Annotated in this window: 25 protein-coding genes, 1 tRNA gene and 4 pseudogenes; 17 read left to right on the plus strand and 13 right to left on the minus strand. The window is 59.1% G+C overall.

Annotated features, from left to right (window positions below):
• A pseudogene (locus EIK79_RS18785) lies at nt 1-171 on the minus strand (RNA-guided endonuclease TnpB family protein); the annotation flags it as partial.
• Nucleotides 168-557 (minus strand): IS200/IS605 family transposase, encoded by a 390-nt coding sequence (gene tnpA / locus EIK79_RS11750; RefSeq protein WP_124955311.1) that lies wholly within the window; start codon nt 555-557, stop codon nt 168-170. The gene tnpA and the pseudogene EIK79_RS18785, both read right to left, overlap by 4 nt.
• Before the next feature lie 235 nt (nt 558-792).
• On the opposite strand from tnpA, the gene EIK79_RS11755 reads away from it, so the two are divergent.
• Nucleotides 793-1911, plus strand: a complete 1119-nt coding sequence (locus EIK79_RS11755) for an AI-2E family transporter (protein ID WP_185715609.1) — start codon at nt 793-795, stop codon at nt 1909-1911.
• 29 nt (nt 1912-1940) lie between these two features.
• Here the strand turns inward: EIK79_RS11755 and ilvD are convergent, their stop codons facing one another.
• Nucleotides 1941-3665, minus strand: coding sequence for a dihydroxy-acid dehydratase (ilvD, locus tag EIK79_RS11760; protein ID WP_124955313.1), 1725 nt, complete (start codon nt 3663-3665; stop codon nt 1941-1943).
• A gap of 193 nt (nt 3666-3858) precedes the next feature.
• Between ilvD and EIK79_RS11765 the strand changes: the two genes are divergently transcribed.
• Nucleotides 3859-4839: a glycosyltransferase gene (locus EIK79_RS11765; RefSeq protein WP_124955314.1), complete on the plus strand. Its 981-nt coding sequence runs from the start codon at nt 3859-3861 to the stop codon at nt 4837-4839.
• A gap of 60 nt (nt 4840-4899) precedes the next feature.
• Entirely contained in the window at nt 4900-5682 is a 783-nt protein-coding gene (locus EIK79_RS11770) for an MBL fold metallo-hydrolase (RefSeq protein ID WP_124955315.1), read from the plus strand.
• A 4-nt stretch (nt 5683-5686) separates the two neighbouring features.
• Here EIK79_RS11770 and EIK79_RS11775 read toward each other — a convergent pair whose 3' ends face one another.
• Nucleotides 5687-6754, minus strand: a complete 1068-nt coding sequence (locus tag EIK79_RS11775; protein ID WP_124955316.1) for an mRNA surveillance protein pelota — start codon at nt 6752-6754, stop codon at nt 5687-5689.
• A gap of 111 nt (nt 6755-6865) precedes the next feature.
• Here EIK79_RS11775 and hisD point away from each other — a divergent pair, with 111 nt between their 5' ends.
• Both hisD and EIK79_RS11785 read left to right on the plus strand, forming a co-directional pair.
• A complete protein-coding gene (hisD, locus tag EIK79_RS11780) occupies nt 6866-8137 on the plus strand; it encodes a histidinol dehydrogenase (RefSeq protein WP_124955317.1) in 1272 nt (423 codons plus the stop codon).
• Between the two features lie 163 nt (nt 8138-8300).
• Nucleotides 8301-10121, plus strand: a complete 1821-nt coding sequence (locus tag EIK79_RS11785) for a hypothetical protein (protein WP_124955318.1) — start codon at nt 8301-8303, stop codon at nt 10119-10121.
• Nucleotides 10122-10135: 14 nt separating this feature from the next.
• On the opposite strand, the gene phoU is transcribed toward EIK79_RS11785, so the two are convergent.
• Nucleotides 10136-10813 (minus strand): phosphate signaling complex protein PhoU, encoded by a 678-nt coding sequence (gene phoU, locus EIK79_RS11790; protein ID WP_124955319.1) that lies wholly within the window; start codon nt 10811-10813, stop codon nt 10136-10138.
• A gap of 299 nt (nt 10814-11112) precedes the next feature.
• Here phoU and EIK79_RS11795 point away from each other — a divergent pair, with 299 nt between their 5' ends.
• The gene (locus EIK79_RS11795; RefSeq protein WP_124955320.1) at nt 11113-12108 is read left to right on the plus strand and encodes a phosphate signaling complex PhoU family protein; all 996 of its coding nucleotides are present in this window, start codon (nt 11113-11115) and stop codon (nt 12106-12108) included.
• Between the two features lie 17 nt (nt 12109-12125).
• Here EIK79_RS11795 and EIK79_RS11800 read toward each other — a convergent pair whose 3' ends face one another.
• Complete coding sequence (locus tag EIK79_RS11800) at nt 12126-12500, minus strand: 30S ribosomal protein S8e (protein ID WP_124955321.1); 375 nt, start codon at nt 12498-12500, stop codon at nt 12126-12128.
• 95 nt (nt 12501-12595) lie between these two features.
• On the opposite strand from EIK79_RS11800, the gene EIK79_RS11805 reads away from it, so the two are divergent.
• Nucleotides 12596-13051, plus strand: coding sequence for a DUF2240 family protein (locus EIK79_RS11805; RefSeq protein ID WP_124955322.1), 456 nt, complete (start codon nt 12596-12598; stop codon nt 13049-13051).
• On the opposite strand, the gene EIK79_RS11810 is transcribed toward EIK79_RS11805, so the two are convergent.
• Nucleotides 13040-14428 carry a cytochrome P450 gene (locus EIK79_RS11810; RefSeq protein ID WP_124955323.1) on the minus strand — a complete coding sequence of 463 codons (1389 nt, stop codon included), beginning with the start codon at nt 14426-14428 and terminating at the stop codon, nt 13040-13042. The genes EIK79_RS11805 and EIK79_RS11810 overlap by 12 nt on opposite strands.
• A gap of 214 nt (nt 14429-14642) precedes the next feature.
• Here EIK79_RS11810 and EIK79_RS18110 point away from each other — a divergent pair, with 214 nt between their 5' ends.
• From EIK79_RS18110 to EIK79_RS11830, 5 genes and pseudogenes are all read left to right on the plus strand, one after another.
• On the plus strand, nt 14643-14786 hold the full coding sequence (locus tag EIK79_RS18110) for a hypothetical protein (RefSeq protein ID WP_185715612.1): 144 nt from the start codon (nt 14643-14645) through the stop codon (nt 14784-14786).
• Nucleotides 14761-15847 (plus strand): annotated as a pseudogene (locus EIK79_RS11815) (RNA-guided endonuclease TnpB family protein). The gene EIK79_RS18110 and the pseudogene EIK79_RS11815 overlap by 26 nt, the downstream one beginning before the upstream one ends.
• Nucleotides 15848-15998: 151 nt before the next feature.
• Complete coding sequence (locus tag EIK79_RS11820; protein WP_221621741.1) at nt 15999-16625, plus strand: helix-turn-helix domain-containing protein; 627 nt, start codon at nt 15999-16001, stop codon at nt 16623-16625.
• Nucleotides 16626-16827: 202 nt separating this feature from the next.
• Nucleotides 16828-18003, plus strand: a complete 1176-nt coding sequence (locus EIK79_RS11825; protein ID WP_124955325.1) for a M24 family metallopeptidase — start codon at nt 16828-16830, stop codon at nt 18001-18003.
• An 80-nt stretch (nt 18004-18083) separates the two neighbouring features.
• A pseudogene (locus EIK79_RS11830) lies at nt 18084-18337 on the plus strand (AbrB/MazE/SpoVT family DNA-binding domain-containing protein).
• A 30-nt stretch (nt 18338-18367) separates the two neighbouring features.
• On the opposite strand, the gene EIK79_RS19300 reads toward EIK79_RS11830, so the two are convergent.
• Nucleotides 18368-18550 (minus strand): hypothetical protein, encoded by a 183-nt coding sequence (locus tag EIK79_RS19300; protein WP_185715610.1) that lies wholly within the window; start codon nt 18548-18550, stop codon nt 18368-18370.
• Here EIK79_RS19300 and EIK79_RS18120 point away from each other — a divergent pair.
• Complete coding sequence (locus EIK79_RS18120; RefSeq protein ID WP_185715611.1) at nt 18540-18680, plus strand: hypothetical protein; 141 nt, start codon at nt 18540-18542, stop codon at nt 18678-18680. The two genes, EIK79_RS19300 and EIK79_RS18120, sit on opposite strands and share 11 nt — an antisense overlap.
• 42 nt (nt 18681-18722) lie before the next feature.
• A pseudogene (locus EIK79_RS11840) lies at nt 18723-18983 on the plus strand (GNAT family N-acetyltransferase); the annotation flags it as partial.
• Between the two features lie 9 nt (nt 18984-18992).
• On the opposite strand, the gene EIK79_RS11845 reads toward EIK79_RS11840, so the two are convergent.
• Complete coding sequence (locus tag EIK79_RS11845; protein ID WP_124955327.1) at nt 18993-19928, minus strand: branched-chain amino acid transaminase; 936 nt, start codon at nt 19926-19928, stop codon at nt 18993-18995.
• 133 nt (nt 19929-20061) lie between these two features.
• Nucleotides 20062-20457, minus strand: coding sequence for a CopG family ribbon-helix-helix protein (locus EIK79_RS11850; RefSeq protein ID WP_124955328.1), 396 nt, complete (start codon nt 20455-20457; stop codon nt 20062-20064).
• A gap of 174 nt (nt 20458-20631) precedes the next feature.
• Here EIK79_RS11850 and aroC point away from each other — a divergent pair, with 174 nt between their 5' ends.
• Complete coding sequence (gene aroC, locus EIK79_RS11855) at nt 20632-21783, plus strand: chorismate synthase (protein ID WP_124955329.1); 1152 nt, start codon at nt 20632-20634, stop codon at nt 21781-21783.
• 6 nt (nt 21784-21789) lie between these two features.
• Here aroC and EIK79_RS11860 read toward each other — a convergent pair whose 3' ends face one another.
• Nucleotides 21790-22002: a hypothetical protein gene (locus tag EIK79_RS11860; RefSeq protein WP_124955330.1), complete on the minus strand. Its 213-nt coding sequence runs from the start codon at nt 22000-22002 to the stop codon at nt 21790-21792.
• Nucleotides 22003-22055: 53 nt separating this feature from the next.
• On the opposite strand from EIK79_RS11860, the gene EIK79_RS11865 reads away from it, so the two are divergent.
• Nucleotides 22056-22817 (plus strand): hypothetical protein, encoded by a 762-nt coding sequence (locus EIK79_RS11865; protein WP_124955331.1) that lies wholly within the window; start codon nt 22056-22058, stop codon nt 22815-22817.
• Between the two features lie 42 nt (nt 22818-22859).
• Nucleotides 22860-22943, plus strand: a tRNA-Ser gene (locus tag EIK79_RS11870).
• 52 nt (nt 22944-22995) lie between these two features.
• Here the strand turns inward: EIK79_RS11870 and EIK79_RS11875 are convergent.
• On the minus strand, nt 22996-24213 hold the full coding sequence (locus EIK79_RS11875; RefSeq protein ID WP_124955332.1) for a cation:proton antiporter: 1218 nt from the start codon (nt 24211-24213) through the stop codon (nt 22996-22998).
• A 10-nt stretch (nt 24214-24223) separates the two neighbouring features.
• Nucleotides 24224-24718 (minus strand): cation:proton antiporter regulatory subunit, encoded by a 495-nt coding sequence (locus EIK79_RS11880; protein ID WP_124955333.1) that lies wholly within the window; start codon nt 24716-24718, stop codon nt 24224-24226.
• Nucleotides 24719-24877: the final 159 nt, after the last annotated feature.

Below are 24877 nucleotides of genomic sequence, written 5' to 3' on the forward strand. Positions count from 1 at the left end.
CAGGTCGTAGTCAACCACGATGTCGTTCGTCGCGGACTGCGTGGCACAGTTCGCGTTGAATGCGGCACTGAGCGCACGCTGGTAGGCAGTTTTCGTCTCGCAGAGTTTACGATGCTTGTGGGTATTCGGGTCTACAAGTTTCAGTTCCAACGTCTCAGTGACTTCCGTCACGGTTTGTTCACCGCGTGACGTTGGATGTACTCTTGGACAGTCTCGCTGGAGACGTGGCCTGCCGTCCCTGCGTAGTAGCCTCGTGCCCACTGTATTTTGTCACTGTCACGAGTAACGTGATGGTGGTTGTACTTCCGCGACGAGATCCCCTTGAACCAGTTGGCAAGGAGCGATGGAGCGTGTTTCGGTGGGCTACTGACGAACAGGTGAACGTGGTCGGGTTGGATGGTGAGGTCGATAATCTCCAATCCCTTATCGTCGGCTATTTCGTGGAGAATGGTTTCCACATGGCGCGCAACCTCACCGACAAGTACCGATTGGCGGTACTTCGGTATCCACACTATGTGGTAGTTGAGGTTGTAGGTCGCGTGCCGTGTGGTCTTCATCGCACTGCACACTATACTCTGAGCGACTATAAAACCACCGAAAGAACGTTGGAAATCCAGTAGAGCTATCGAATGTGGTTGTGTACGCTATGGTCCGCTTGACCTGCGCCTAAAGACGCAGGTATGCGCTCGTAACTGTATCAACAGGGACAGACACTCAAGTAGGTCCCAGACAACAACCCGGTATGGAACGATCAACAACGGTACCAGCAGTTCGCCTACGGAGGCGATCCCCGTGAACGGATTTCTCAACGGCGATCCAAGCCTGCGCCCGTGGTGGGCGCTAGTGATCGTCCTCGCCTTGACACTGATCGTCATCGCACACGCCTTCGTCGGAACGATCGTATTCGGGATATTCTTCTACTACGCGATGCGGCCGATCAACCGGCGCATCAGACGCTTCACGAACGCCCGGCGGCTCGCAGCCATCATCACCCTGATCCTCGTGTTCATCCCGATCCTTTCGTTCCTCACCTACACGTTCCTCATCGGGCTTGAGGGCCTCAACATGATACTCACAGATCAGGTTAGGCAAGCAATCAATCCATACATCGATGTCTCTCGGCTGGTCGAAGATCCCCAGAAAGTGCTCTCGCTGACCGACCAACTCCGACGGTCCAGACCGCTTCAGGGGATCATATCGACCAGCATCGAGGTCGTGCTGACCATCTCGAACGCGCTCATCCACTTATCGATGATCCTCGCCATCGTCTACTACCTGCTTCGGGACGGCGCTCGCATCAAGGCATGGTTTCGAGAGGAAGTCGGTACGGACAGCGCGGCGTACGCGTACGCGAGCGCCGTCGATCGAGATCTCGAATCGGTGTACTTCGCCAACGTGATCGCCATCGTGTTGATCACGTTCGGCTCCATCGTGTGGTACAATCTGTACAACGCCATCGCACCCGCCGGAGTGACGATCCCAGTACCCACGCTGTTGGCGCTGTTGACGGGAATAGCGAGCATCATCCCGATCGTCGTCGGCAAACTCGTCTACGTACCGATCGCTGCCTACCTGTTGATCCTCGCGGGACAAACGAACGAAGCCCTGTTAGTGTATCCAGCTCTGTTCGTCGCAGTCGCGTTTCTGTTCCTCGATTTTATCCCTCAGACGTTCATCCAACCGTACATCGCCGGTCGGAAAATCCACGTGGGACTGATGATCTTCGCATACGTGTTCGGCGGGTTGTTCTTCGGCTGGTACGGGCTGTTTCTCGGACCGATCATCCTCGTGTTCTCATTACAAGCTATTCGGCTCGTCGTCACCGATCTGCTCCGTGGCGGGCCGGTAACACCTCGACCCACGGCTGCACGAGATCTCGGATCCGACCCAGCACTTGATGGGGATGAGTAACGAGCGGTAGCAGTCCGAGCGAACACCGCTCACTCCCGTTTCGCCCAAGGGTTGGTGACCGCACCGTTGGCAGCCGAATCGAACGCCATCCCGTACTTCGCAAGCACACCGGAGGCGTACGCCGGCTCCGGAGTATCGATCGCGTCACGGCGACGATCGAGTTCCGCGTCCGAACAGTCAACGTCGATCGTCCGATCGGGGATGTCGATCGTGATGGTGTCGCCGTCCTCGATGGCGGCGATGGGACCGCCGACGAACGCTTCCGGCGCGACGTGTCCGATCATCGGTCCGCGAGTCGCACCGGAAAAACGCCCGTCCGTGAGCAGCGCAACGTCGTCTTCGTGACCCTGACCGACAACCGCCGCCGTCACGCCGAGCATTTCGCGCATCCCCGGACCGCCGCGAGGACCTTCGTTCCGGATAACGATCGTATCCCCGCTCTCAATACCGCCCTCTTGGACGTACGCCATCGCGTCCTCTTCGGTCTCGAAGACCCGAGCGGGACCCTGATGGTGGAACGCGTCGTCGCCGGTAGCCTTCAACACCGCGCCGTCGGGCGCGAGATTCCCCTTCAGGATCTTGATGGCACCTTCTTCGGTGAACGGATCGGAAACGGGACGGAGAAAGTCCGCGTCGATCGATCCCTCTGCCGGCAGATCGAGCTGTTCGATCTCCGCAGCGACAGTACGACCAGTGACGGTCATCGCGTCCCCGTGGAGCAGTCCGGCCGAGAGCAACCGGCGAACGACGACCGGAACGCCGCCGATGTCGTGGAGATCCTTCATCACGCGCGTGCCGCCGGGCTGCAGGTTGACGATTTTGGGCGTTCGGCGGGAAATGGCGTCGAACTCCTCGATCGACAGATCGATGCCCGCCTCGGCCGCCAGCGCAAGAAGATGAAGCACGGCGTTCGTCGAACCACCCATCGCTACCTGCACCGCGATCGCGTTCTCGAACGACGCTTTCGAGAGAATCGAGGAGGGGGTCCGGTCGTTGCGAACGGCATCAAGGGCGATCTCGCCCGCCCGTCGTGCGATATCGTATCGCCCATCGGATTCGGCAGGGGCGCTTGCGCTTCCCAACGGGGCGAGACCGAGCGCTTCGCTGATCGACGCCATCGTGTTTGCGGTGAACATCCCGCCACAGGATCCCGCTCCCGGACACGCGTCGTGTTCGAGCTCAGCGAGCTCCGGCTCAGACATGTCGTCCGACGCCACCGCACCGACACCCTCAAACACGTTCTGGACGGTCACTTCCCGACCCTCGTGTTCTCCCGGAAGGATCGACCCACCGTACAAAAACACGCTGGGGAGATCAGTACGGATGGCAGCCATCATCATCCCTGGCAGGTTCTTATCACAGCCAGCAACAGTCACGAGTGCGTCCATGCGCTCACCGAACGCGACGAGTTCGACCGAGTCAGCGATCACCTCCCGCGAAATGAGCGAGGCCTTCATCCCTTCGGTCCCCATCGAAATAGCGTCGGAAATCGTGATGGTACCGAACTCGATAGGCATCCCGTCAGCCTGTTCGACGCCCGCAATGGCAGCCTCTGCGACATCATCGAGATGGACGTTACACGGCGTGATGTCGGCCGCCGGGTTGGCAATCCCGACCATCGGCTCGGAGAAATCCGCGTCGTCGTATCCCATCGCTCGAAACATTGCCCTGTGGGGAGCACGTTCGGGACCCTCCGTCACCTCGTGGCTCGGAAGGTCTGTCGATTTCCCATATCGGTGGCGTTCCTGTTCCATAACGATATCTTCCTCGGCAGCGGTTTAACTCCCGTGTGTCAGTCAGATGTTGCTGGCTATCGGCTGCTGGACTGCGATAGATTGACAGCCAAGGAATATTTATTTTTTAAATATAATGAAGACATCATTACAAACAGTACTCACTGCATCGATATCCAAGTCTACTTGAGCCTGCTGTAACACAATTCAATCGATGACGCCACGAATTGCCGTCGCACACTATCCCGAAGGTGCCGGTCACGCGACGCGGATGCTGGCCGTTGCCTGGGCCGTAGAAGAACGCGGGGCGACCGTTACAGTTGCTGGCGGCGGTCCAGGAACGCGGTTCATTCGAATGAACGGATACGAGCCGTACGTTCCGACACCTGTGGATTTCATCAACACCCGCCAGTTCGATACCGGTGGTGTCATCACTGACAGCGTTCCGAGCGCGGTCCGTCGGGTGTACGATCTGGTGAGGTGGCTTCGTCGTGAATCACCGGTTGCGCTCGTGACTGACGACATGTTCGCGACGATGGCCGCAACGCTCACCCGAACCCCCGTCTATAATCTCACACACAACACGCCGGGACTGTACACGCGACTTCTCGAACGCACGGCGACGACCGTTCTCACGCGGTATCACCGACTAATTTCGCGGTCATTTTTTTATCCTGCCGTCTGGGAGTCGTGTAGTGCCGACCCGAGCGGGGTCGTCCGTGTTCCGCCGATTGCACTGGAGGGCGACGACGATACGCCGGAAATCGACGTGCTGCTCGTACCGAGCGTGTATTCAAGCGGTGTTTCCGCACTCGCTTCGCGGCTCCGAGCGGCCGGCCGGGATGTCACACGGGTCGGCGGCCCGACGTGGGAGCCAGTGGCGTCGTTGTTTCCGTACATCGCTTCGGCCACGATCGTCGTCTGTTCGGGGTACTCAACAGTGATGGAAGCCGCTGTCGCGGGGACGCCGTGCGTCGTCCGTCCATTTACCGACGAACAACGCGGTGTCACCCGTCTACTGAGCGGGACGGACGGATTCACCGTCGTTGAAACGAGCCGCGAAGTCACCGAGAGCGTCGCTGACCCGCCCACGTGTCCGGACTTCGAAAACGGAACCGACATCATTGCGGACCGAGTGATGGCCGACATTGAAGCGGAGCAGTCCTCACCCCGATCTACTGCACGCGATAGGTGATATCATGACGACTCGACCTGCCAGCGGTACGTTGATTCGTCTCCCAGTTGAACGCCATCTATGCGCGTTACGTTTCTGGGCACCGGGAGCGCGTTGCCCGACGGGGAACGGTTCCAAACCGGTCTATTGCTCGAACACGACCGGGACCCTCGGACAACAGCTTCTGGGCCTGACGACGGACAGTCCGGACCGCTGCTGGTCGACTGCGGGAGCGGTGTGGTCCACGCTCTCGCTCGAACCGGCGTCGGATACGAGGGGATCTCGACCGTGTTGCTTACTCATCACCACCTCGATCACGTGTCGGATCTCCTCGTGTTGCTCAAAGCGCGGTGGCTTGCGGGCACCGAGCAGTTGACGCTCGTCGGACCCGCAGGAACGAGGGAACTACTCGATGATCTTCTCTCCGCCCACGAATACATGTCTGATAAAGTCGATGTATCCGTTCGGGAAGTCGAGCCGGGATCGTTCGCGTGCAGCGGGTTCGACGTGGAAGCGATCGAGACACGCCACTCGATGGACTGTCTCGCCTACCGATTCGAGGACGGCGACGCGACATTCACGTTCAGCGGAGATTCAGAGGCGTTCGACGCGCTGGGCGCGTTTGCCGACGGTTCGGACGTGTTGGCACACGACTGCTCGTTTCCTGATGAGATCGACGTGTCGAACCATCCGACACCCACCCAGCTCGGGGAGAGCCTCGCCGGCCGGACTATCGAACAGGTGTTGCTCACCCACTTGTATCCCCACACCGACGGTCACCACGAGGAGATGCTCGAAGCCATCCAGAACCACTACGACGGTGCGGTAGAGTTCGCACGAGATGGGCTGTGTGTGGAGCTGTGAGCGGTCACTCCAGCCGGTACCGGAGGATGGCCGCGATCCCACCGAGATTGCTGAGTTGCTCGCCAGGATCGTACTCCCCAGAGAACACGACGATGTCGCCGCCTTTCTGATCGACCGTTTCGAGAAGCTCATTGACGTTCTGATCCCAGTCGCCATCCCTGCCGCGTTCCTCGCGTAGTCGGTCATCGACAACGAGCAACGTCTCAATGGCGCCGTATTCGGCGGCCTCACGGACGCCGTCGATCCCGTAGGTCGCCTTCGCGCCCTGTGCGATCTCCGTCATCAAGCGATCGATCAGCTCGGCTTCACGGGCGATCCGGGTTTCGGCTTGCACGTCCTCGACGGCACCCCGTTTCAACACCTCGTGGACGCCGCGATCACCGACGGCGCTAGTGTCAACCAGCGTGATCAGGTCGACGAGATCGCGCGCGTTCTCCTCGATGTATGCGTAAGCGTCCTGTTTCGTAAAGCCCGGTCCGGCGAGGATGATCGCGTCGACATCCATTCGGGAGAGCACCGCCGTCAGCTCCGCAAACAGCTCCGTTCGGGATCGGGCGTAGTCGCCTTTCCCCGTCGGACCAGTGAGCGACGCGCGTTCCTCGGCACCGTACTGGGCGACGGTGTGGACGTGGGCAGCCCCCTCCTCGACGGTGGCGATAGCCACATCGGGGTTTTCGCTCGCCTCGACGGCGTCCGTGAGCCGATCAAGCTGGTCTGGTTTCCAGCGTTTCGTGATCTCGACTTCCTCGTTTTCCTCGACGTTCAGCGTGTGGTGAAAGTCGAGTTGGTCCTCCCGAGAACAATCAACGATCACGCCGGAAACACGTAACCGGTTTGCAAAGCGCGCGAACTCGACGGATTCGACTTCGATGGTAGCGAACATGTGCTCGCGCTCGCCGCCCGTGTCTCGGAGCTGTTCGTCGTTGCGTCTGACGCGCCGATGCGTATCCCCTCCGACCGCGTCGCCGGGTTCGAGCACGTTCGAAAGGTGCCATAAGTCGTCCGTGCTCTCGGGCACCACCGTGATCTGCTCGCGTTCACCCTCCACGTGCGCCCGATCACTGATTCGCATACCCGATCTACCGGAGTAACCGGGAAGTGCTTACTGTTCCAGTGTGACTCTCTGTACCTGCTCCCGTCACTGAGAGCGAACCGTTTTTTCGGTGGGAGGCAACCCTGAGGTATGGACGTACAGGAAACAGCAGAACTGTCGCCAGCCGACCGGCGCGCGCTGTTCGATCGAAGTGGCGGCGTCGAGGACGCCCGTGGCACCGCTCATGAGATCATCGACCGTGTGCGCGAGGAGGGCGATAGCGCGCTCCGTGCGTACGCCACGGAGTTCGACGGCTGTGAGATCGGCAACATCGAGATCACGGCTGAGGCCGCCCGCGCGGCGGACGAGATCGATCCGGAGCTGAAAGCCCACATCGAGACTGCCGCCGAAAATATCCGGGCGTTCCACGAGACTCAACTTCCGGAGGACTGGCGGCAATCGTTCGACGGGCGGGAGTTGGGCCGACGATTCCGTCCGATCGAGCGCGTCGGCGTCTACACACCTGGTGGAACGGCGTCGTACCCCTCTAGTGCGCTCATGGGGATCATCCCGGCCGACGTGGCTGGCGTCGATCACATCGCCGTAGCGACCCCACCGGCTAAAACACTCGACACAACAACGCTCGCGGCGATCCACATCGCTGGTGCGGATTCGGTGTACCAGAGCGGCGGGGCACAGGCCATCGCGGCGCTCGCCTACGGCACGGAAACAGTGTCCGCGACCGAGAAGATCGTCGGACCCGGAAACAGATTCGTCACCGCCGCAAAAGCCGAGGTTCAAGGCGATGTCGAGATCGATGTTCTGGCTGGACCGAGCGAACTCGTGGTGGTGGCAGATGAAACAGCTGATCCCGCGCTCGTCGCGGCGGACATGATCGCGCAGGCCGAACACGATCCCGACGCCGCCGTTGTCGCTGTGACCGACGACGCGGCGCTCGCAACGGCTATCACTGACGCCATCGATGCGCAAACGGGTAACCGGGCGCGCGAGGAGATCATTCGGGAGTCGTTCGCGGGTGACGCGAGCGGGGTGTTCCTCACCCGCTCGCTTTCAGAGGCGGTGCTGTTCGCTGAAGAGTACGCGCCCGAACACCTCTCGATCCAAGCCGACGACGAGGAAGCATTACTCGAACGCATCGACAGCGCAGGAAGCGTCTTTCTCGGTCCGTACACACCGGTTGCAGCCGGTGATTACGCCACTGGCACGAACCACGTGCTCCCAACTAACGGTCGCGCGAGAGTGACTGGCGGACTGTCGGTCGAAACGTTCCTCCGGTCGACGACCGTCCAGCGACTCGACCGAGCAGCCCTCTCCGATCTCCGGGCGACGATCACGACGCTTGCAGAAACTGAAGGGCTAGAAGCCCACGCAGCGAGCATCGATCAGCGGTTCGAGGAGTGAAGTAACGACGATCCGCTTCCAGTACTATTCCGTTCTATTACCAGTTTCACGTTTATATCCGTCGATCAATGATAATGTATATATCCGGTGCCTTTTATGTTGTGAGTAGATCCCAACTTTTCGAACCATCCTCTCCTGGGTATCTGAAGGGGGTAGTGAATATATGGTTAACATATCGTCGTTCGGACGAATCGAGATCGTCATCCTGCTCATCGTTTCCCTCACTGCTGGTGGTGTCATCGTTACGGCAGTGACGACCGCTACAGGGGGATCGACCGACACCGGTGACACGCGTTCACAGACAACCGTCATCGATACATCCAGTACAGTTTCCGATGAGATCGATCCCAAAGAGGTCGACTGGTACGCCGTCGATCTCAACAGCGGAATGGGAGTCACCGCACAGCTACGCTCTGACTCCGCCGGCGCTGGACCTAGCGTAACGCTGTACGGTCCGAATGGCGTCCCCGTTCGCTCCGCTGGGAGTGGAAACGGTACCGCTTCGAACGGGCGGGCGGCCAGTGGTGCGGTCGTCGAGCGATCTGGGAGACACTACGTGAAAGTCACAGCGGGTTCCGCCCAGTCCGGACCCGTGTCCTACGAGCTATCGGTTTCCACCACGAAGCTCGACCGACACGACCCGAACGAACACCGGTCACAGGCCGTGTCGATCACGCCGGGATCGCCGGTAACTGGTGTAATGACCGGCTACGATCAGGAGTATTTCGCCGTGGATGCCAACGCCGGTGATACGCTCTCGATCGAAACCACCGCCAATGGTGGCTCCATTGGAACAGTGACCGTGCTCGGTCCCGGTGGCAAACAGATTCACACGGCGTCAGATGGAACCGTCAACGGCGTTCAGCTCCCACGTGCGGGCCAGTACACCATTCATCTCGACGCGAATCTCAAACCCACTGAAACACTCAACTACAGTTTCACGGCGATGACGAACACAGAACAGACGAACACGACCGACTCACGGCTCACACCGGAGACCCCCGTTCACGGGACGACCGACTCGACAGGGACCACCCACACGATCGATCTCACGAAGGGACAAGGGCTCAGCGTCGCACTCACGCACGAAAACCGGACCGATCACAGTAACTCGTTGTCGTTTTCCATTTCGGATCCGAACGGAGCCGCAGTCGGTGTTATGCCTGCCGATTCGCGGGGGGCCTACCGCACCACTCCGGGGACGACAACCGCCGTCGGTGGGACCGTCGCCAAACAGACCGGAACGTACACCGTCAGCGTGTCCGGTGAGCCGAAGGCGAACTATTCACTGTCTGTTGAAACCGGTAAGCTGGACAAGCACGACCCCAACGAACAGCCTGGGACAGCGACCGCCATCAAAGCTAATACGACGACGGCGGGCGTTCTGGCCGGATACGACCAGGACGTGTACGCGGTTGATCTCCAAGCAGGGCAAACTCTCACCGCCGCATCGACCAGCACGGGTGGATTCAAATCAGCGCTGTGGGCGGCTGGACCAAACACGACCGGTCAGTCCGCCAGTCGAGATCTCTCGTTCGGCGGATCCACTATCACGGGCGCACCTGGTGGTGCCAATCTCACATTCACCGCCAACCAGACAGGAACCTACTTGCTCAAAGTCGTCCCGCATCCCACTGCGTCGAGTGCTCCGACGTTTTTCAAGTCGGTCTCCTATGAGCTGACAACCACCGTTTCGAACGACGTCAGCGTGCTCAACGTCTCCACTGAAGAATCCACGACTATCACGCCGTCGACCATCACGGAGACGACGAACTCGACGACGATTGCCCCAGACGACACCCTTACCGCGCCGATCACGCCCCCGAACCGACCGACATCGTCGACCGGCCGGCCGGACCAGTCGACGACGGAACGCCCGGCGATCAATGTTGGAACGGGTGCACTGCTCGCGTTCGGCAGCGTGTTCGCTGCCTTCATCGGAGTCGGCGCGGTCGAGTGGTGGCGACAATCCGGCGGCCTCTGAGAACAGCGGTGTCGTTAATAAATCAGCTCGTCGCTGTTCTCGGCCATGTAGAGAGTCCGTGCGGCGATGTTGACCGCGTGATCACCGACTCGTTCGAGATCACGAATGGTGAGCAGAAGGCGTGAAACGTCCTGCATGAGCTCTTCAACGTCCTCGTCTCGGTTTCCATCAAACTCCGTTTCGATGAGGTCTCGGACGACGATGCTACTCGCACGCTCACACAGGTCGTCGAGTTCGTCGTCGTGGTCAGCGATGGCGTAACACGCTTCGGCGTCCGTGCTGTCGTAGGCCGCCATGGCTGTCTCAACCATCCCAAGCGTGAAATCGCCGATGGCTTGGATATCGACTTCGGGATACACATCGTTTTTCGCCTCAAGGGCGTATTCACCGAGGTTGGTTGCTAAATCCGCGACGCGTTCGAGATCAGTGATGATCTTGAACGAGGATGCGATAAATCGGAGATCACCGGCAACCGGCTGCTGGAGCGCGAACAGATCGATACAACTTCCTTCGAGATCAAGGTACAGCTCGTTGATCTCGTCGTCGCCATCGATAACCTGCCACGCGAGATCCTCGTCTTTCTGTTCGAGAGCGTCCAACCCCTGCCGGAGTGCTTCCGTGACGACTTCGCTCATGTACAATACGTCTTCTTGAAGCTGATCGAGTTGCTCCTGATACCCTTGGCGTGCCATTAGTGGGTTCACTTCATCGGGAAACATATACCTCCGGGATGCGGCTTACCTCACACAATCGATATAGATCTATATCCTGTATATAACACTCTGTACATTATATAGATAATTTCATCTCTAGGTTCATTGTCGTGACCTCCTGTGGTTACAATGGACGTGGATTATCAATTTATCGGCTATGATCCGAGTGTAGCAGTATCAATCCCGAAACATCAGTGGGACTGTGGTAGGATACCGTTTCATGGAGGCAAGTATATAGGAATGGTATGATTTATTGTTATTCGTCCACCACAGTTTGTATGGAGACACGAAAGGTTCAGGTCACTGGCGGGTCAACGTACACGGTTTCACTGCCTAAATCGTGGGCTACAGACAACGAGATCGAAGCGGGGAGCGTGGTGGAGTTTTACCCGGAAGACGACTCGTTGTTGTTGACGCCCCAAGGGGACGAAGAGCGAACCGAGGGTCAACTCGACATCACGGATCTCGCGGAGGCAGAATTGATGCGGTCGGTCGTAACGATGTACGTGAGTGGTTTCGATATCATCACCCTCACGTCCACACGCATTACGGCTGCACAGCGGCGAGCGATCAGACAGGCCGCCCAGCGGTTAGTCGGGTTGGAAGTGATCGGAGAGACCAGCGAGAAGGTGTCACTACAAGATCTCCTCGACTCGTCGGAGCTGTCGGTATCGAACGCGATCACGCGGATGCGGTTGGTTTCTCTGAGTATGCTGTCGGATGCGGTGACAGCACTGATCGAAAACGACGACGATCTGGCGACTGACGTCATCGAACGGGACGATGACGTTGATCGGCTCTGGTATATGGTGTCACGAGTGTTCCGATCGGTTCTCCGGAATCCTAACGCCGCCACCGAAGTCGGATTACCCCGAGAGACGTGTTTCGATTACCATTCGAGTGCTCGACAACTCGAACGCGTCGGGGATCACGCAACTAAAATCGCGGAGTTTGTGCTCGAACTGGACGACGTGCCCGAGAACGCCGCCGACGGAATGCTCGATCTCCGGTCGGAAGCGTCCAGCGCCATCGAAATGGCAATGGAGGCGTTGTTAGAGGAAGACGCGACAACTGCGACGGAACTAGGCAATGAGGCCCGAGAACACGTTCAGGAGATCGATTCGCTGGCCCGACAGGTTGATGACATCATCCGAGATCTCGATCCCCAGCCCGCCCAACTACTCGGACTGATCGTCGATTCGCTCTCCCGTAGCGCCGACTACGGGGGGAACATTGCTGAAACGGCGCTACAAAACGCGGCACCGAAGCCGTAGCGCGACGCGTTCGTGTATTACTCGTCTACGAGGACGGCGTTGACCTGTCCGGTCTGTCCGGGTCGAGAGGTAACACGCGCTTGCCCAGCGTCCGTCTCGATGATCGCCCCTTTCGTGATGATGTTTCGCCGGACGTAGTTGGGGTTGGCGTTGTTCTCGACGACGGTTTCGATCGTCGCGCCAACGGTTCCGTCATCGGTCGCAACGGTTGCAGTGTCCGCCGAGATGGCGCGGACCTTCGTCTCGCCTCCACGCGCGTCGATCGTCTTGAGCGTCTGGTCACCGACGCGGGTTTCAGTTGGTGACCGACCGAGTTGGTGTAGGCGTTTTTTGCGGACGGTTCGTCGACGGCCACCGGTTCGCTTCTTCGGGGAACGTCCCTGATCTTTCATACCGCTATCCAGCCCGGAGACACACTTGAAACCCTCGGTCCGACCCGAAGAGACGATCGACAACGTTAGGCTCCCGGCGGTCGGGCACACGAGCGATGAGCTTGAAGGTGGCCGTGGGTGCGCCGTTTCGAACGACTGGCCGATCGCGTCTCGAAGAAAGTGAATTCGTCGTCGCGTTGTCGCTCGATCGTGACTGGTTCTCGCCGGATCAGGCCAAGCGACTCGTCGATGTCGCTGTTGTCGAGGGACTCCTTCGGCGTGATGAGGGTGAGCTGGTGGTCGAGTTCCCGCCAGAGTCGATCACGATCCCTGATGGATTCTCGCCGGACGAGTCGATCCTCCGAGAACGAACGACGTTCGAACGGATTCTCGACTCGCTCGGAACTGTCGATGAATCCAAACAGGACTCAGTTGCCGCGATCAACGGGCTACAAGCGTCGCTCGGGATCAGTACGGACGCCGCCGCCGTGCTGTACGCCCACCGAAACGGGATCGATGTGAGCGATGTCGCCCAACAGGTGCGCACGGAGCTGTCCGAATCAGCGGAGTGACGGTCTCGTTCGGACGCGGGTACGAACGTCTTCGGCGGGTTGCAGCGTTGCCTGTGGCGCGAGCGCAGGATCAGGATCCGACAGCAACTCGAATTCCACGCGCCGGAGTATCGTCGGGAGAAGGAGTTTCAGCTCCATCATCGCAAACCGCATCCCGATGCAGTGGCGTGGCCCGCCACCGAAGGGGAAGTAGGCGTACTCCGGCCGTTCAGAGGATTCTTCCCACCGGTCGGGATCAAACGCCTCTGGGTCGTCCCACCAGCGCGGATCCCGGTGCACACGGAACTGCGGGATCGTGACGTTCGTTTCTTCTGGGATCACGTAGTCACCGAGGCTGATGTCCTCGGTCGCCGTACGAAAGACGGCGAATGCGGGAGGGTACAGCCGGAGCGATTCGCGCACGACGTGGTCGGTGTACGCGAGGGCTGCTACGTCACCCGCCGTCGGATCGCTATCACCCAGCACGTCGGTCCACTCCTTGTGGAGTCGGCTTGCGACCGCTGGATGCTGGGCTACCAACAGCACCGTGTACGTCAAGGCCAGCGACGTGGCTTCATGACCAGCGAACAGGAACGTTAGCAGCTGATCTTGTAGCTCCGACTCCGAATGACGGTAGCCGTTCTGGGTTTCCGTGGCAAGCAACAACGAGAGCAGATCGTCCCTGTCCGACAACGACTGTGCGTCGTCCGATCGACGTTCCTCGATCACCGCGTGAATGGTCGTTTCGAACTCGGACACGGCTCGGTCGTAGCGGCGCCGTGCCGGGGTCGGAATCCACGCGGGGAGGTACGTCGAAAAGGAACTTGAGTCCGCCTGTTCGTTGAGTGCGCTGGCGACTGCAGTGATCACCGATCCCCGATCCTCGATGGTGAGATCGAACAGCGTTTTGGCGAGGATCGAAAGCGTCAGCACCGAAAACCGGCGGTTGATTGCCAGCTTCGCACCATCATCCCATGATTCGACGCGGCGGGCGGCCACGTTGGTCATGGTGGTGCCGTAGCGCTCGATCCGGTCTGGCGTGAACACGTTTTGGAGCACGATCCGCTGGTTGCGCCACTGCTCGCCCTCAGTGAACAGCACGCCCTCCGGGGCGAACTCGTTGCCGGCACTGTTGACGTCACCGAGTCGGAGTTTCCGGACCGACTCCGACTCCGTGACTAACAACTGTTCGACGTACTCAGGATGCAACACCCCTGTGAACGGTAATCCACCAATCTCATACCGGACGACGTCGCCCTGTTCGGCTACTCGATCGAGGAAAGCGATTGGATCACGAGCGAGATCGAGTGTACTGCCGATCAGTGGCAGACCGTCCAGTTGCGGGGGTAACTCGCCGCTCGACTGGTCATCGGATCGTCCGTCTGTGGAGGGGCCCATGCTCGCGCTTTGACCCGTCGGAAGAAACGCGTTCGGCCGAACTGGCTAGTGGGTTTATCCCATCTTCCTGCAAGGAGGGAATCCCGGCCTGAAGGCCGGGAGGGAATCCGACAACTACTGAACTAACCACACTGATTCACTCCGTCCGAAAGCCGACCGTTATCTTTAACTTACGTAGAAACTTACACTCGGGTGGATGAGAGCCGACTTCGATATGGAGCGAAACGGGCCACTTCACGAAGCCGTCAAAGAATACGCCCGCGATAACGGGATACGCCACTCACGAGCGTACCCCGAACTCCTCCGCAAAGCACTCGAATCCGAAAGCTACGATGTCAACGACTCCGACAGCGAATAAGACGCTGGAAGCCACGCTCGCACCACCTACGCGGTGCAAAGAGCAACGCCTCCAGCAAACGCTGTCTGAATACCGAGACGCACTCGAAGACGCCTTCGAGCAAGACTGTACGACGATGACCGCCACGAACGACGTGGTGACGCCGTACAACCTGCCGTACCAAGCGAAAGACGCCCTCAAATCCTATGTCCCGAAACTCCACAAGACGTACAACGCCAAAGAGTTAGACGACGAACACCCGCTCCGCTTCGTGAACCGAGCCGGGAAGTTCGACCGCGATTCCTCACGCGAGTACGAGATCTGCTGGAACGTACCGCAACCCGGTCGCGGAACCAACTTCTGGATACCACTCCGACTGAATCCAGAGCAAGAGGAACAGTGGGACGAAATGCTTGATGACGAGTCGAGTACCAAAGTGGGCGAACTTCGCTTGCAGAAACACCGAAAGACGTGGACGCTTCTCGTACTACCAGAACCGCCTCACAGACATTATCGAGAAGGCGTCTCGTGAGTCCGTCGAGTACGCCTGTCAGTTCGAGAACCCTATTATCGTGATGGAGGACTTGGCGTACATCCGTGAGTCACTCGACTACGGGAAGTACATGAATCGACGCCTGCATTCGTGGGCCTTCGCTCGGTTGCAGGGACGTATCGAGGACAAGGCGACGGACGCAGGGATTCCAGTCCGGTACGTCCACCCGCAGTACACCTCGAAGACGTGTCACTCGTGCAATCACATCGGGTATCGGCCTCGGCAAGCCGAGTTCAAGTGCAAGAACTCAGAGTGCCACGTATCGACGTTCCAAGCGGATATTAACGCGAGTGCGAATATTGCACGTCGCGTAGACCCGTGGGGAGAGAGCCTACCGTGGAAACAGGCAGGCAATGACTCACCTCGGGATGGGAGCCGTGGTGACACGGCCACGACTCAGTGTGAGCCGAGTGAGACACCCTCGCAGATGACACTCACATCGTTTCGAGAGTCGGAACCCTCTGCCAGCGTTCACGAGACTCCGTCTCGTGAGCCAACCAGAACCACTGATTCTGGTGACGACGACTAACTGGCATTCCCACCGTGTGGGAAGCCCCGCCGTTTACCGCGGGGAGGATGTCACCGAATGAATGTAGTTCCATCAGCACGTTTATTGAACTGGTTCGAGAGTGAAATACTGTGATTTACGACTCTACCAACCCGACTGGATGCTCCATCCGATGCAGCAGTTCATCCGAGAGAAAAACGTTGTTCAGTATGAGGAGGTGGTGACGTGGAACGTTCAACCGACCACGTCCCTGGAGTATGAACTGTTCTACGTCGAAGTGACCGATGTCGACCGATACGTAGCGGCGATCGAACGGGTGGACTCGACTCGGTGGCACCGTATCGCTCAGATCGACGACAGCTCGTTGTACGTGTTCGTCTGTCAGGAGACCCGAGAGGAAGAGGTGCTACTCCGGCGCGCGTTCGCCCGCCTCGAAGTCGTCGTCGTTCCACCGATTGTCTACGACCAAGAGGCGGCGATGGAGATGACCCTTATTGGCGACGCCGAGGATCTCAGCACGCTCGTTGATTCCCTCCCCGGACAGATCGACGTCACGATCGAGAAAGTCGGTGAGTACGACCGCCCGAACGCACGAGCCACAAGCGCGCTCACTGATCGACAGTTCGAGGTGCTCCGAACAGCGATTGATATCGGCTACTTTGCGGTGCCTCGAAAGGCGTCGCTCGCTGATCTGGCAACCGAACTCGGCTGTGCGGAAAGCACGGTGTCGGTCGTTCTTCGGAAAGCAGAAGCCACGATCGTCACGCGGGTTATCGAACGAGAGCGGAACGGACCGTAACGCTGCTGAGCGAAACCAACGCTGCTCGCAGATTGTCCCCGCGATCTGTCTGAATGATCAATATCTGAACCCTTCTTCGATAAGGGCCTGATTGTGACATATATATGGGTGTCTAAGTGCCTAATGGGAGTGTCGAGCGAGCCACCTACCACGGTGTTCATGTATGATAACATATTAATACTGTTGAACAATAAACGAGATCATGGCACTGTCGTATCCACGGGTAGCGTCCCATCTCGAACAAACTGACACTGACGGATATCTAATCGACGCTGACGGCGACGACAGCAACCAGTACTACCTCTCGGGGTACCACGCACCAGATTCTTTCGTCACGCTGTACGCCGACGGCGACGTTTCGCTGCTCGTTTCGAACCTCGAATACACGCGGGCAACGACAGACAGCGACGCCGATGTGGTTAGACAGCTTTCGGAGTTCGGCTACTGGGAAAAGGCCGCGGAGATGGACCCACGGAACGCCGGAAAGCTCGCAACGGCGGACTTTCTCGCTGACACGGGTATTGAATCGGTTTCCGTCCCTCACTCGTTTCCAACCAGCACCGCAGACGTACTGCGTGAGCACGGCATCGATGTGGTGTGGGACGAGGAGTACGTCCTCACAGAAGTCCGTGCGGTCAAAAGCGAGCGCGAGATAGCGCACATCAGAGAAACCCAACGAGCGAACGAAGCGGCGATGGCCGTCGCTGAGGAGCTTCTCGAACGCGCGACGGTCGACGACGGCGTACTACATCTCGGCAACGAGGTACTCACCAGCGAAACGGTGCGCGAACGGATCGAAATCACGCTGCTGGAACGGGAGTGTGGAATGAACGACTGCATCGTCGCTGCCGGAGCAGCGGCAGCTCGGGGACACGATTCAGGGTCCGGACCGCTGGAAGCGAACGCGCCGATCATCATCGACATCTTCCCCCGACACAAACGGACGAGATACTTCGCGGATATGACGCGGACGTTCGTGAAGGGCGACCCCAGCGATCGGGTTAAGGAGTGGTACGAACTCGCTCACGAGGCGTACGAGGCGGCGCTTGCCACCCTGCAGGCGGGTGTCTCTGGGGAAGCGGTTGACCGTGCTGTGTGCGATGTCTTCGAAGCAGAGGGCTATCCGACGCTCCGAACGGATGGCTCCACCGAAGACGGCTTCACCTCCAGCACCGGCCACGGCGTCGGTCTCGACGTTCACGAAGCGCCCCATCTCGCACAGCAAGGCGAGAAACTCGAAGCCGGGCACGTGGTCACAGTTGAGCCAGGCCTGTACGAGCAAGGCACGGGCGGCGTCCGGATTGAGGATCTCCTCGTCGTGACCGACGACGGGTATGAGAACCTGACGGAGTACCCGAGGGATCTGCGGGTCGTGTAGCTGTCGAATGAACTGTTTGCTCGACCGCTCGCGCCACATGTGGCGCGACATGTATCACGAGTAAGCTTGTACCGTCGAGTATGTCAACCGAAGAAACGACGGTCAGCGATCGTGGGATGGTTACGATCCCGGCGTCACTCCGTCAACGGCCGACATCGAGCCCGGCGATAAGCTCCGTTGGAACATCGATGAGGAGGGATCCTTGGAGGTCGCGGTCGTCAAGCAGCGGTACGGTGCGTTCGACGACTTCGAGCCGGTTCCGATGGGTGGCGGCGGTGGTGAGACCCACGATCTCGCTGGTTACGAGGAGACTGCGTTTTCTGAGGATGCGTAATGGCAGTTGCAGCCGTGGATACCGGTGTTCTCATCGGAATAGCCTTGCGTTCGGGGACGCGACGACCGCGGCGTACATGGAGGCGAAGAGATCGAATATCTCTACTCGTTCGACGGCGATTTCGACGCGATTGAAGATCTCACCCGTCTCAAGACGCTCGGCAATCCCTTCTGAGACCCCGCTCTGTACGATATGATCGTTGGTGAAAGACACCCACGACTACCTCGCTTCCATGAAAGAAGAATGGAACGAAGGGACCCGTGCAGAGTACGCAATGCGCCCGAAAGACAGCGAGGATGGAGCAGGTCAGATCGCCGGGAGCGCGGGGTTGCTGTGCCTGTGAAAGCAGGATCTCGGACTGCTGGCGATCTAGCTCCGGAAACGGTTCTGGGGACGGGGCTACTCCGGCGAGCGTGCTGACGCCCTTCTCAAACTCGCCTTCGATCGACTGGATCTCGGCGTGGTGGCGATCCCACTGCACGCCGACAATGAGAACTCCTACCGAGCCGTCGAGACGTACGTCGAACGTTGCGGTGGACGATACGAAGGACTGTTGCGCAACCACGCTGGCCGGTACGACGAACCCGCCGACCATCACCGGTTCTCAATCAGTCAGGCGGAGTACGACGCCCGCCACAATGACTGAAATCGGTGTTCACTCGTTCACGTAGTGGAACCACTCGTCGTGGTCGTCCACGCGGCGTTCGACCAGATCGAAAAACGCCGACTGGAGATCCTCGGTAACGGGTCCCCGCGTTCCCCTGCCGATCTTCGTGTCGTCGACCGTCCGGATCGGGGTGACTTCCGCGGCGCTCCCGGTGAAAAACAGTTCATCAGCGGTGTACAGCTCGCCTCGGCTGATCGATGCGTTGTGGTGGACTGTGTACCCCCGCTCGCGTGCGAGCGTGATGACCGTCTGTCGGGTGATCCCATCGAGAATGCTTTCGGCCAGCCCCGGCGTGTAGATCTCGCCGTCGCGGACGAGAAAGACGTTCTCGCCCGGCCCTTCAGCGACGTTGCCCTCCTTGTTGAGGACGATCGCCTCGACGTAGCCGTTGCGTCGGGCCTCCTCACCAGCGAGCATGCTGTTCACGTACAGACCGGTCGTTTTGGCGTTTGTCGGAATCTGACTGGAGGCGTGCTTTCGCCACGAGGAGATCATCACATCCACGCCCTCCGCAAGGGCTTCCTCACCGAGATACGTCCCCCACGGCCAACAGGCGATTGCGACTTGGGTCGGACAGCCCGCCGGACTCACGCCGAGGCTGTCATATCCATAAAACGCGATCGGTCGCACGTAACACGATTCCAATCCCTGGCGGCGGATGAGTTCCGTCGTCGCAGCCGTCAGTTCCTCGCGGCTGTAGTCGATGTCGAGATCGTACGGCTTTGCAGACGCGTACAATCGGTCGAGGTGTTCGTCCCACCGGAAGATTGCGGGTCCGTCCTCGGTGTCATAACACCGCACGCCCTCAAACACGCCGCTTCCGTAGTGCAATCCGTGGGTAAGGACGTGGATCTTGGCGTCGTCCCAATCGACGAACTCCCCATCCATCCAGATCGTGTCGACATCCATCTCAGCGAAACTCATGCCGTACTCTCAGTCTGGGGGGGTAATGAGTGTTGGCGGTTTTTGCCACGTTTCGCTATGCTAGTTCATACCGTATTCAGGTGTCCGAACCGTCGATCGCCGCTCACTGTGTCACAACAGTCCCGACCACGGGTTATCTGTCGGGGGCCACGAGCACCATCAGTTTGACACGGCCTACCGCGTCGAAATCCTTGAGGGCGTAAACGAGTTCACGGATCCGCCGGGCCTCCCCTCGACAGAACACCGCCTCCAGACACCACTCGCCCTGATGTGCGTGGCTCGTCGCGCTGATAACGTCTTGAAACTCGTGCTGGACGGTGTGAAGCGGTTCGATGACGCGTTGGTGTTCGTAATCGAACGCGAGCAGCGCAACAACGGTGCCCGTCGTCGCTTCCAGGCGTTCGTGATTTTCGGTGTACTCTCGGATGGCTTCCCGTACCGCCCGTGATCGGGAATCGTACCCCTCCGATTGCCACACCGAATCGAATGCTGCGAGATCTTCTTCTGGAATGTTCAGGCTCGTGCGCATAAACAACCGTTGGAGGTCTCAGCAAAGAAGCCTCGTTATTGCGAGATCGCCATTACGATCATACCAATATTGTTATTCACGGGCCTTCGATCGCGTACCGTGCTGCTCCGGTCGGTACGACCACTGCTTGCCACAGATGCAACGCATAAATGGCGCGGGTCCAATATCCGGACAATGAACGGAAACGAGTTTGGTCGGCTCTTTCGGGTGACGACCCACGGTGAGAGCCACGGGCCGGCGATGGGTGTGACGGTGTCAGGCTGTCCAGCAGGGATTGCGCTCTCAGAGGAAGACGTGCAGCGCGAACTTGACCGGCGAAAGCCCGGCCAGTCGATGATCACCACGAGCCGCAATGAACCGGACGCTGTCGAGATTCATAGCGGTCTCCAGGACGGCTACACGACGGGAACGCCGATCGGGATGACCATTCAGAACAAAGATTCCCGGTCGGGAAAGTACGAGCCGTTCGTCACCGCACCGCGACCAAGCCACGGGGATTTCACCTATTCAGCGAAGTTCGGCACGCGTAACTGGGGCGGTGGCGGGCGTTCGTCGGCCCGAGAGACTGTTAACTGGGTCGCTGCCGGCGCGATCGCCGGCAAGATACTCGAACGCGAGGGGATTGAGGTGAAAGCCCACGTCAACCAGATCGGTGAGATTCGAGCGCCCAAAGTCTCCTTCGAGCAGTTGCTCGAACACACAGAAGAGAATCCGGTGCGGTGTGCTCATCCCGAAACTGCCGAACAGATGCGCGAGCGCATCGAGGAGTACCAAGCGGAAGGCGACTCTATCGGGGGATCGATCTACTTCGAGACCCGCGGTGTTCCGCGAGGATTGGGCGCGCCGCGGTTCGATTCGGTGCCGGCACGGTTGGGTCGAGCACTGATGGCGGTTCCCGCCGCCACGGGCTTCGAGTTCGGATTGGGCCGGTCGGCGCGCGAACGGACCGGCAGCGAGCGCAACGAGGATTGGACTACCAATGACGACGGTGATCCCGTTCCGGTCGGCAACGACCATGGGGGCATCCAAGGCGGGATCACGACCGGCCAACCCATCTACGGCGAAGTGACACTACACGCCCCCACGTCCATTCCCAAATCCCAAACCACCGTCGACTGGGAAACCGGCGAACAGAAGGAGATACAGGTAATCGGCCGCCACGACCCCGTCCTCCCGCCCCGAGGGGTACCCGTCGTCGAGGCGATGGTGAATCTCACGCTCGTGGACTTCCTGCTGTTGAGTGGTCGCCTCAATCCGGACCGACTCGACGACCAGCCAGGAGAGTACGACACCGCGTATCACCCACGAAGCCCCGAAAACAAGTAGAGCCGCTCACCAGTAGGGGTTTGAGAGGAATCGGCTGGACCGCACGCCCAGCCCGATCAATCCGAGAACGATCGCAGCGACGAGTATCGTTGTAAGCGTCGTCGGTCCAGTGTACTGTCCGGTTTGGAGTCCATTCCCACCGAGTGTGAGCAGCGATCCGACCGTGGTGATCCCGACCACGAGTACGACGGCCGCGCCGAGCAGTCGTGTCCAGTTCATGTGTTTGCGTTCGAAGCCGGGAGTATAAAGGTCTCGTCACACGCAGTATCTCTATGACCACGGTTGCTGTTCTGTGTGATCCTCCCCGAGACGATCTCGTGTTGCCGGAGCTGCCGGCAACGTCACCGCTTACTGCGAGTGAGGCGACCACGCTCTACACGGCGATGCTGAAAGACGTTTGCGCTGCTGTCGAAGCCAGCGGCGGCGACCTACTCGTCAACTACCGGCCGGAAGACGCTCTTCCTGACCACGAATCGGGAGCGGCGGACGGTGGAAACGCCAAAGAAGAGATCAAAACGGCCATAGCGGGCGCCCTCTCAGAACCGGAGTCCGTCCGGTTTGAACGACAGGTCGGTCAGACGTTTTCCGGACGAGCCGGAAACACGGCCACTCACCTCTTGGAACGCGAAGAAGCAGATTCGGCCGCCATCGTCACGCCATACACGCCGTTTCTCTCCCGTCAACAGATCGACACTGCCGCGATGAAGCTGCGTCGATCTCCGGTGGTGCTCGGTCCTGCACCCGGCGGTCGGGTGTACTACGCCGGGTTCACGTCAACGATCGATTACGCCGATTCCTACGAGACGCCCGCTGTCGAGACGCTGACCGACCGCGCGATCGACGCCGGCCACGAGGTGGATTTCCTCGACATGAATCCGTTTCTGGCGACTGGTTCTGATCTGGTCGACATCGTGGCGCTGCTTCGCGCTCGGCGTACTGCAGGACGGATCATCCCAGAACACACCACGACAGCGATCGAGACCGTCGGACTGTCCACTGACGGAACCAACCTACAGCGATCCGACGACCGTTAGTATTTAATCACCGGCGACGATAAAGGGAGATGAGGCGATCGTGGTGGGGTGGCGGAGCGGACTAACGCGCCTGTCTTGAAAACAGGTGGCCTTACGGCCTCATGGGTTCAAATCCCATCCCCACCGTGGCGGATCGAAGCTCTTTGAGGATGTTTCTTTCCAGTATTCGGTGAACAGTTCACCCCGTCTCAGTCCGGCGTGTGGCTCGTGAGACGGCAGTGATTCCTTCGAAAACCCGATCGGCGTTCTGGATGAGCAACGTTCCGACGACACTCATGACGAGTACGTACCCGACGGTGAACACTGGGATTTCCCCGCCGAGTGCGCCAGTGCCGACGCTCGCCGCGAGCGTGGCGATCACGAGGGAGAACTCCCCACGGGGCACCAGGCCGACGCCGACACGCATCGACCGCCGTCGATCAAGGCGATAGATCCGTCCGGACAGCGATCCGCTGACCATTTTACCGACAGTCGTAACGAGCACTGCTGCGAGCAGCAACCAGACGAGATCGGTAAGGAGGGTTATTTCAGTCGTCAAACCGATGGAGAAGAAAAAGACGGCAGCAAAGAAATCCCGTGCTGGCGTGACGACGGTTTCGATGCGTTCGATGTGGTTTGTCTCGCTGAACGCGGTGCCAACGAAGAAGGCTGCGACCGCCTCACTCAGTCCGATCGTGAGCGCGAATCCAGCGACGAGCGTCGTCACCCCGAGTATGCGCAACAAAAACAACTCGTCCGAGTCGGCGTCGAACACCTGTTCGATGACCGAAGAGCCGTACCACGCGATGAGTGTGAGTCCTCCGAGAAACACGAACGCTCCACCGATCGCAACAGCGGCGTCCACCACCGTTCCGCCACCGCCCGCAACCGCCGTCAACAATGCGAGGTAGATGGCGATCAGGATGTCCTCAAACACGAGTGTTCCTAAGATAGGGCCGCTTTCGGCGTTTGCGACCCAGCCGCTCTCGATGAGCGATTTCGAAATCACAGCGCTCGAAGAGATGTAGACGATTCCAGCGAGAAAGAACGTTTCGAGGAGCGAGTAGCCAAACGCGATCCCGAGACCGATCCCGAGGCTGAAGTTGACGAGAAAGTCGACGGTCCCGATCGTTGCGATGCGTCTGCGGTCGTTCAGCAACTGTGAAATACTGAATTCGACGCCGAGGAAGAACAGCAAAAACACGATTCCGAGTTCTGCGACGACATCGATGAATTCCCGCTGATCGACGAGTGTTAATGAGATGCCCGCGATCGTTGATGGTTCGTTCGGGCCGATGAGGATGCCCATAGCGATGTACGCCGGGATAACAGAGAGGCTGAGACGGTTGGCAACAGCGCCAGCGACCGCGATACCCGTCAGTGCGATACCGATTTCGAGGAGCAACGTCTCCGACATTGGTTGTGTATTAGGTATCGATCGATTCGCTGTCGACCAACGCCGCAAACTGCTGCTGTTCGTCTCGGGTTCCAAGACTCACGAGGACATCGTTGGCTTCGATCGTGGTGTCGGGTTGGGGATTTGCGATCGTTTCTTCACCTCTCTGAATAGCCATGATGGAGACGCCCGTTCGTTCGCGGATAGTGGCCTCTTGGAGAGACTGGCCCACTAACGGCGCTGACGGGTCAACGTCGATCCATTCGATGATGGCTTCTCCCAGGGGAACTTGGATATCATCCATCTCGACGGGTTGGAAGTACGCGCCTTCGAGAATGGAACCGAGTTGCCGGGCCAGCTTTCCTGTCAGACTGAACAGTTTCTCACTGTCTTGGTTCTCACCGGGGCGAAGATAGATTTCTCGCTTCCCGTCGTGGTGGATGATGACGATGAGTCGCTCCTCGTCGCCAAGTTCGAGTTCGAATTTGTGACCTACCCCTGGTACCTCTGCCTCGTAGACCGTCATACTTCTTTCAGTATCTGTACTCCGATAAACGACACGCTCGGTCGGACGTTCCTGCCGTGTTCGAACGACGGTACTGTTCCACTAGACATCTATCGATCTGCAAGATGTATCACTCACAACGACTGATCGACTGGGAACCTCCGTTGCTCGTTACACGAT

Origin of the sequence: Halocatena pleomorpha (genome assembly GCF_003862495.1) — an archaeon.
GTDB classification, from domain to species: domain Archaea; phylum Halobacteriota; class Halobacteria; order Halobacteriales; family Haloarculaceae; genus Halocatena; species Halocatena pleomorpha.

Excerpts from the sequence above, each read along its gene's own strand:
- EIK79_RS11795 (WP_124955320.1), top strand. The coding sequence starts at position 11,113 with ATGGAGACACGAAAGGTTCAGGTCACTGGCGGGTCAACGTACACGGTT.
- tnpA (WP_124955311.1), bottom strand. The coding sequence starts at position 557 with ATGAAGACCACACGGCACGCGACCTACAACCTCAACTACCACATAGTG.
- EIK79_RS11820 (WP_221621741.1), top strand. The coding sequence starts at position 15,999 with ATGCAGCAGTTCATCCGAGAGAAAAACGTTGTTCAGTATGAGGAGGTG.
- ilvD (WP_124955313.1), bottom strand. The coding sequence starts at position 3,665 with ATGGAACAGGAACGCCACCGATATGGGAAATCGACAGACCTTCCGAGC.
- EIK79_RS11810 (WP_124955323.1), bottom strand. The coding sequence starts at position 14,428 with ATGGGCCCCTCCACAGACGGACGATCCGATGACCAGTCGAGCGGCGAG.
- EIK79_RS18110 (WP_185715612.1), top strand. The coding sequence starts at position 14,643 with ATGGAGCGAAACGGGCCACTTCACGAAGCCGTCAAAGAATACGCCCGC.
- hisD (WP_124955317.1), top strand. The coding sequence starts at position 6,866 with ATGGACGTACAGGAAACAGCAGAACTGTCGCCAGCCGACCGGCGCGCG.
- EIK79_RS11860 (WP_124955330.1), bottom strand. The coding sequence starts at position 22,002 with ATGAACTGGACACGACTGCTCGGCGCGGCCGTCGTACTCGTGGTCGGG.
- EIK79_RS11805 (WP_124955322.1), top strand. The coding sequence starts at position 12,596 with ATGAGCTTGAAGGTGGCCGTGGGTGCGCCGTTTCGAACGACTGGCCGA.
- EIK79_RS11770 (WP_124955315.1), top strand. The coding sequence starts at position 4,900 with ATGCGCGTTACGTTTCTGGGCACCGGGAGCGCGTTGCCCGACGGGGAA.
- EIK79_RS11875 (WP_124955332.1), bottom strand. The coding sequence starts at position 24,213 with ATGTCGGAGACGTTGCTCCTCGAAATCGGTATCGCACTGACGGGTATC.
- EIK79_RS11825 (WP_124955325.1), top strand. The coding sequence starts at position 16,828 with ATGGCACTGTCGTATCCACGGGTAGCGTCCCATCTCGAACAAACTGAC.
- EIK79_RS11845 (WP_124955327.1), bottom strand. The coding sequence starts at position 19,928 with ATGAGTTTCGCTGAGATGGATGTCGACACGATCTGGATGGATGGGGAG.
- EIK79_RS11850 (WP_124955328.1), bottom strand. The coding sequence starts at position 20,457 with ATGCGCACGAGCCTGAACATTCCAGAAGAAGATCTCGCAGCATTCGAT.
- EIK79_RS11865 (WP_124955331.1), top strand. The coding sequence starts at position 22,056 with ATGACCACGGTTGCTGTTCTGTGTGATCCTCCCCGAGACGATCTCGTG.
- EIK79_RS11785 (WP_124955318.1), top strand. The coding sequence starts at position 8,301 with ATGGTTAACATATCGTCGTTCGGACGAATCGAGATCGTCATCCTGCTC.
- EIK79_RS11765 (WP_124955314.1), top strand. The coding sequence starts at position 3,859 with ATGACGCCACGAATTGCCGTCGCACACTATCCCGAAGGTGCCGGTCAC.
- EIK79_RS11800 (WP_124955321.1), bottom strand. The coding sequence starts at position 12,500 with ATGAAAGATCAGGGACGTTCCCCGAAGAAGCGAACCGGTGGCCGTCGA.
- EIK79_RS11880 (WP_124955333.1), bottom strand. The coding sequence starts at position 24,718 with ATGACGGTCTACGAGGCAGAGGTACCAGGGGTAGGTCACAAATTCGAA.
- EIK79_RS11775 (WP_124955316.1), bottom strand. The coding sequence starts at position 6,754 with ATGCGAATCAGTGATCGGGCGCACGTGGAGGGTGAACGCGAGCAGATC.
- aroC (WP_124955329.1), top strand. The coding sequence starts at position 20,632 with ATGAACGGAAACGAGTTTGGTCGGCTCTTTCGGGTGACGACCCACGGT.
- phoU (WP_124955319.1), bottom strand. The coding sequence starts at position 10,813 with ATGGCACGCCAAGGGTATCAGGAGCAACTCGATCAGCTTCAAGAAGAC.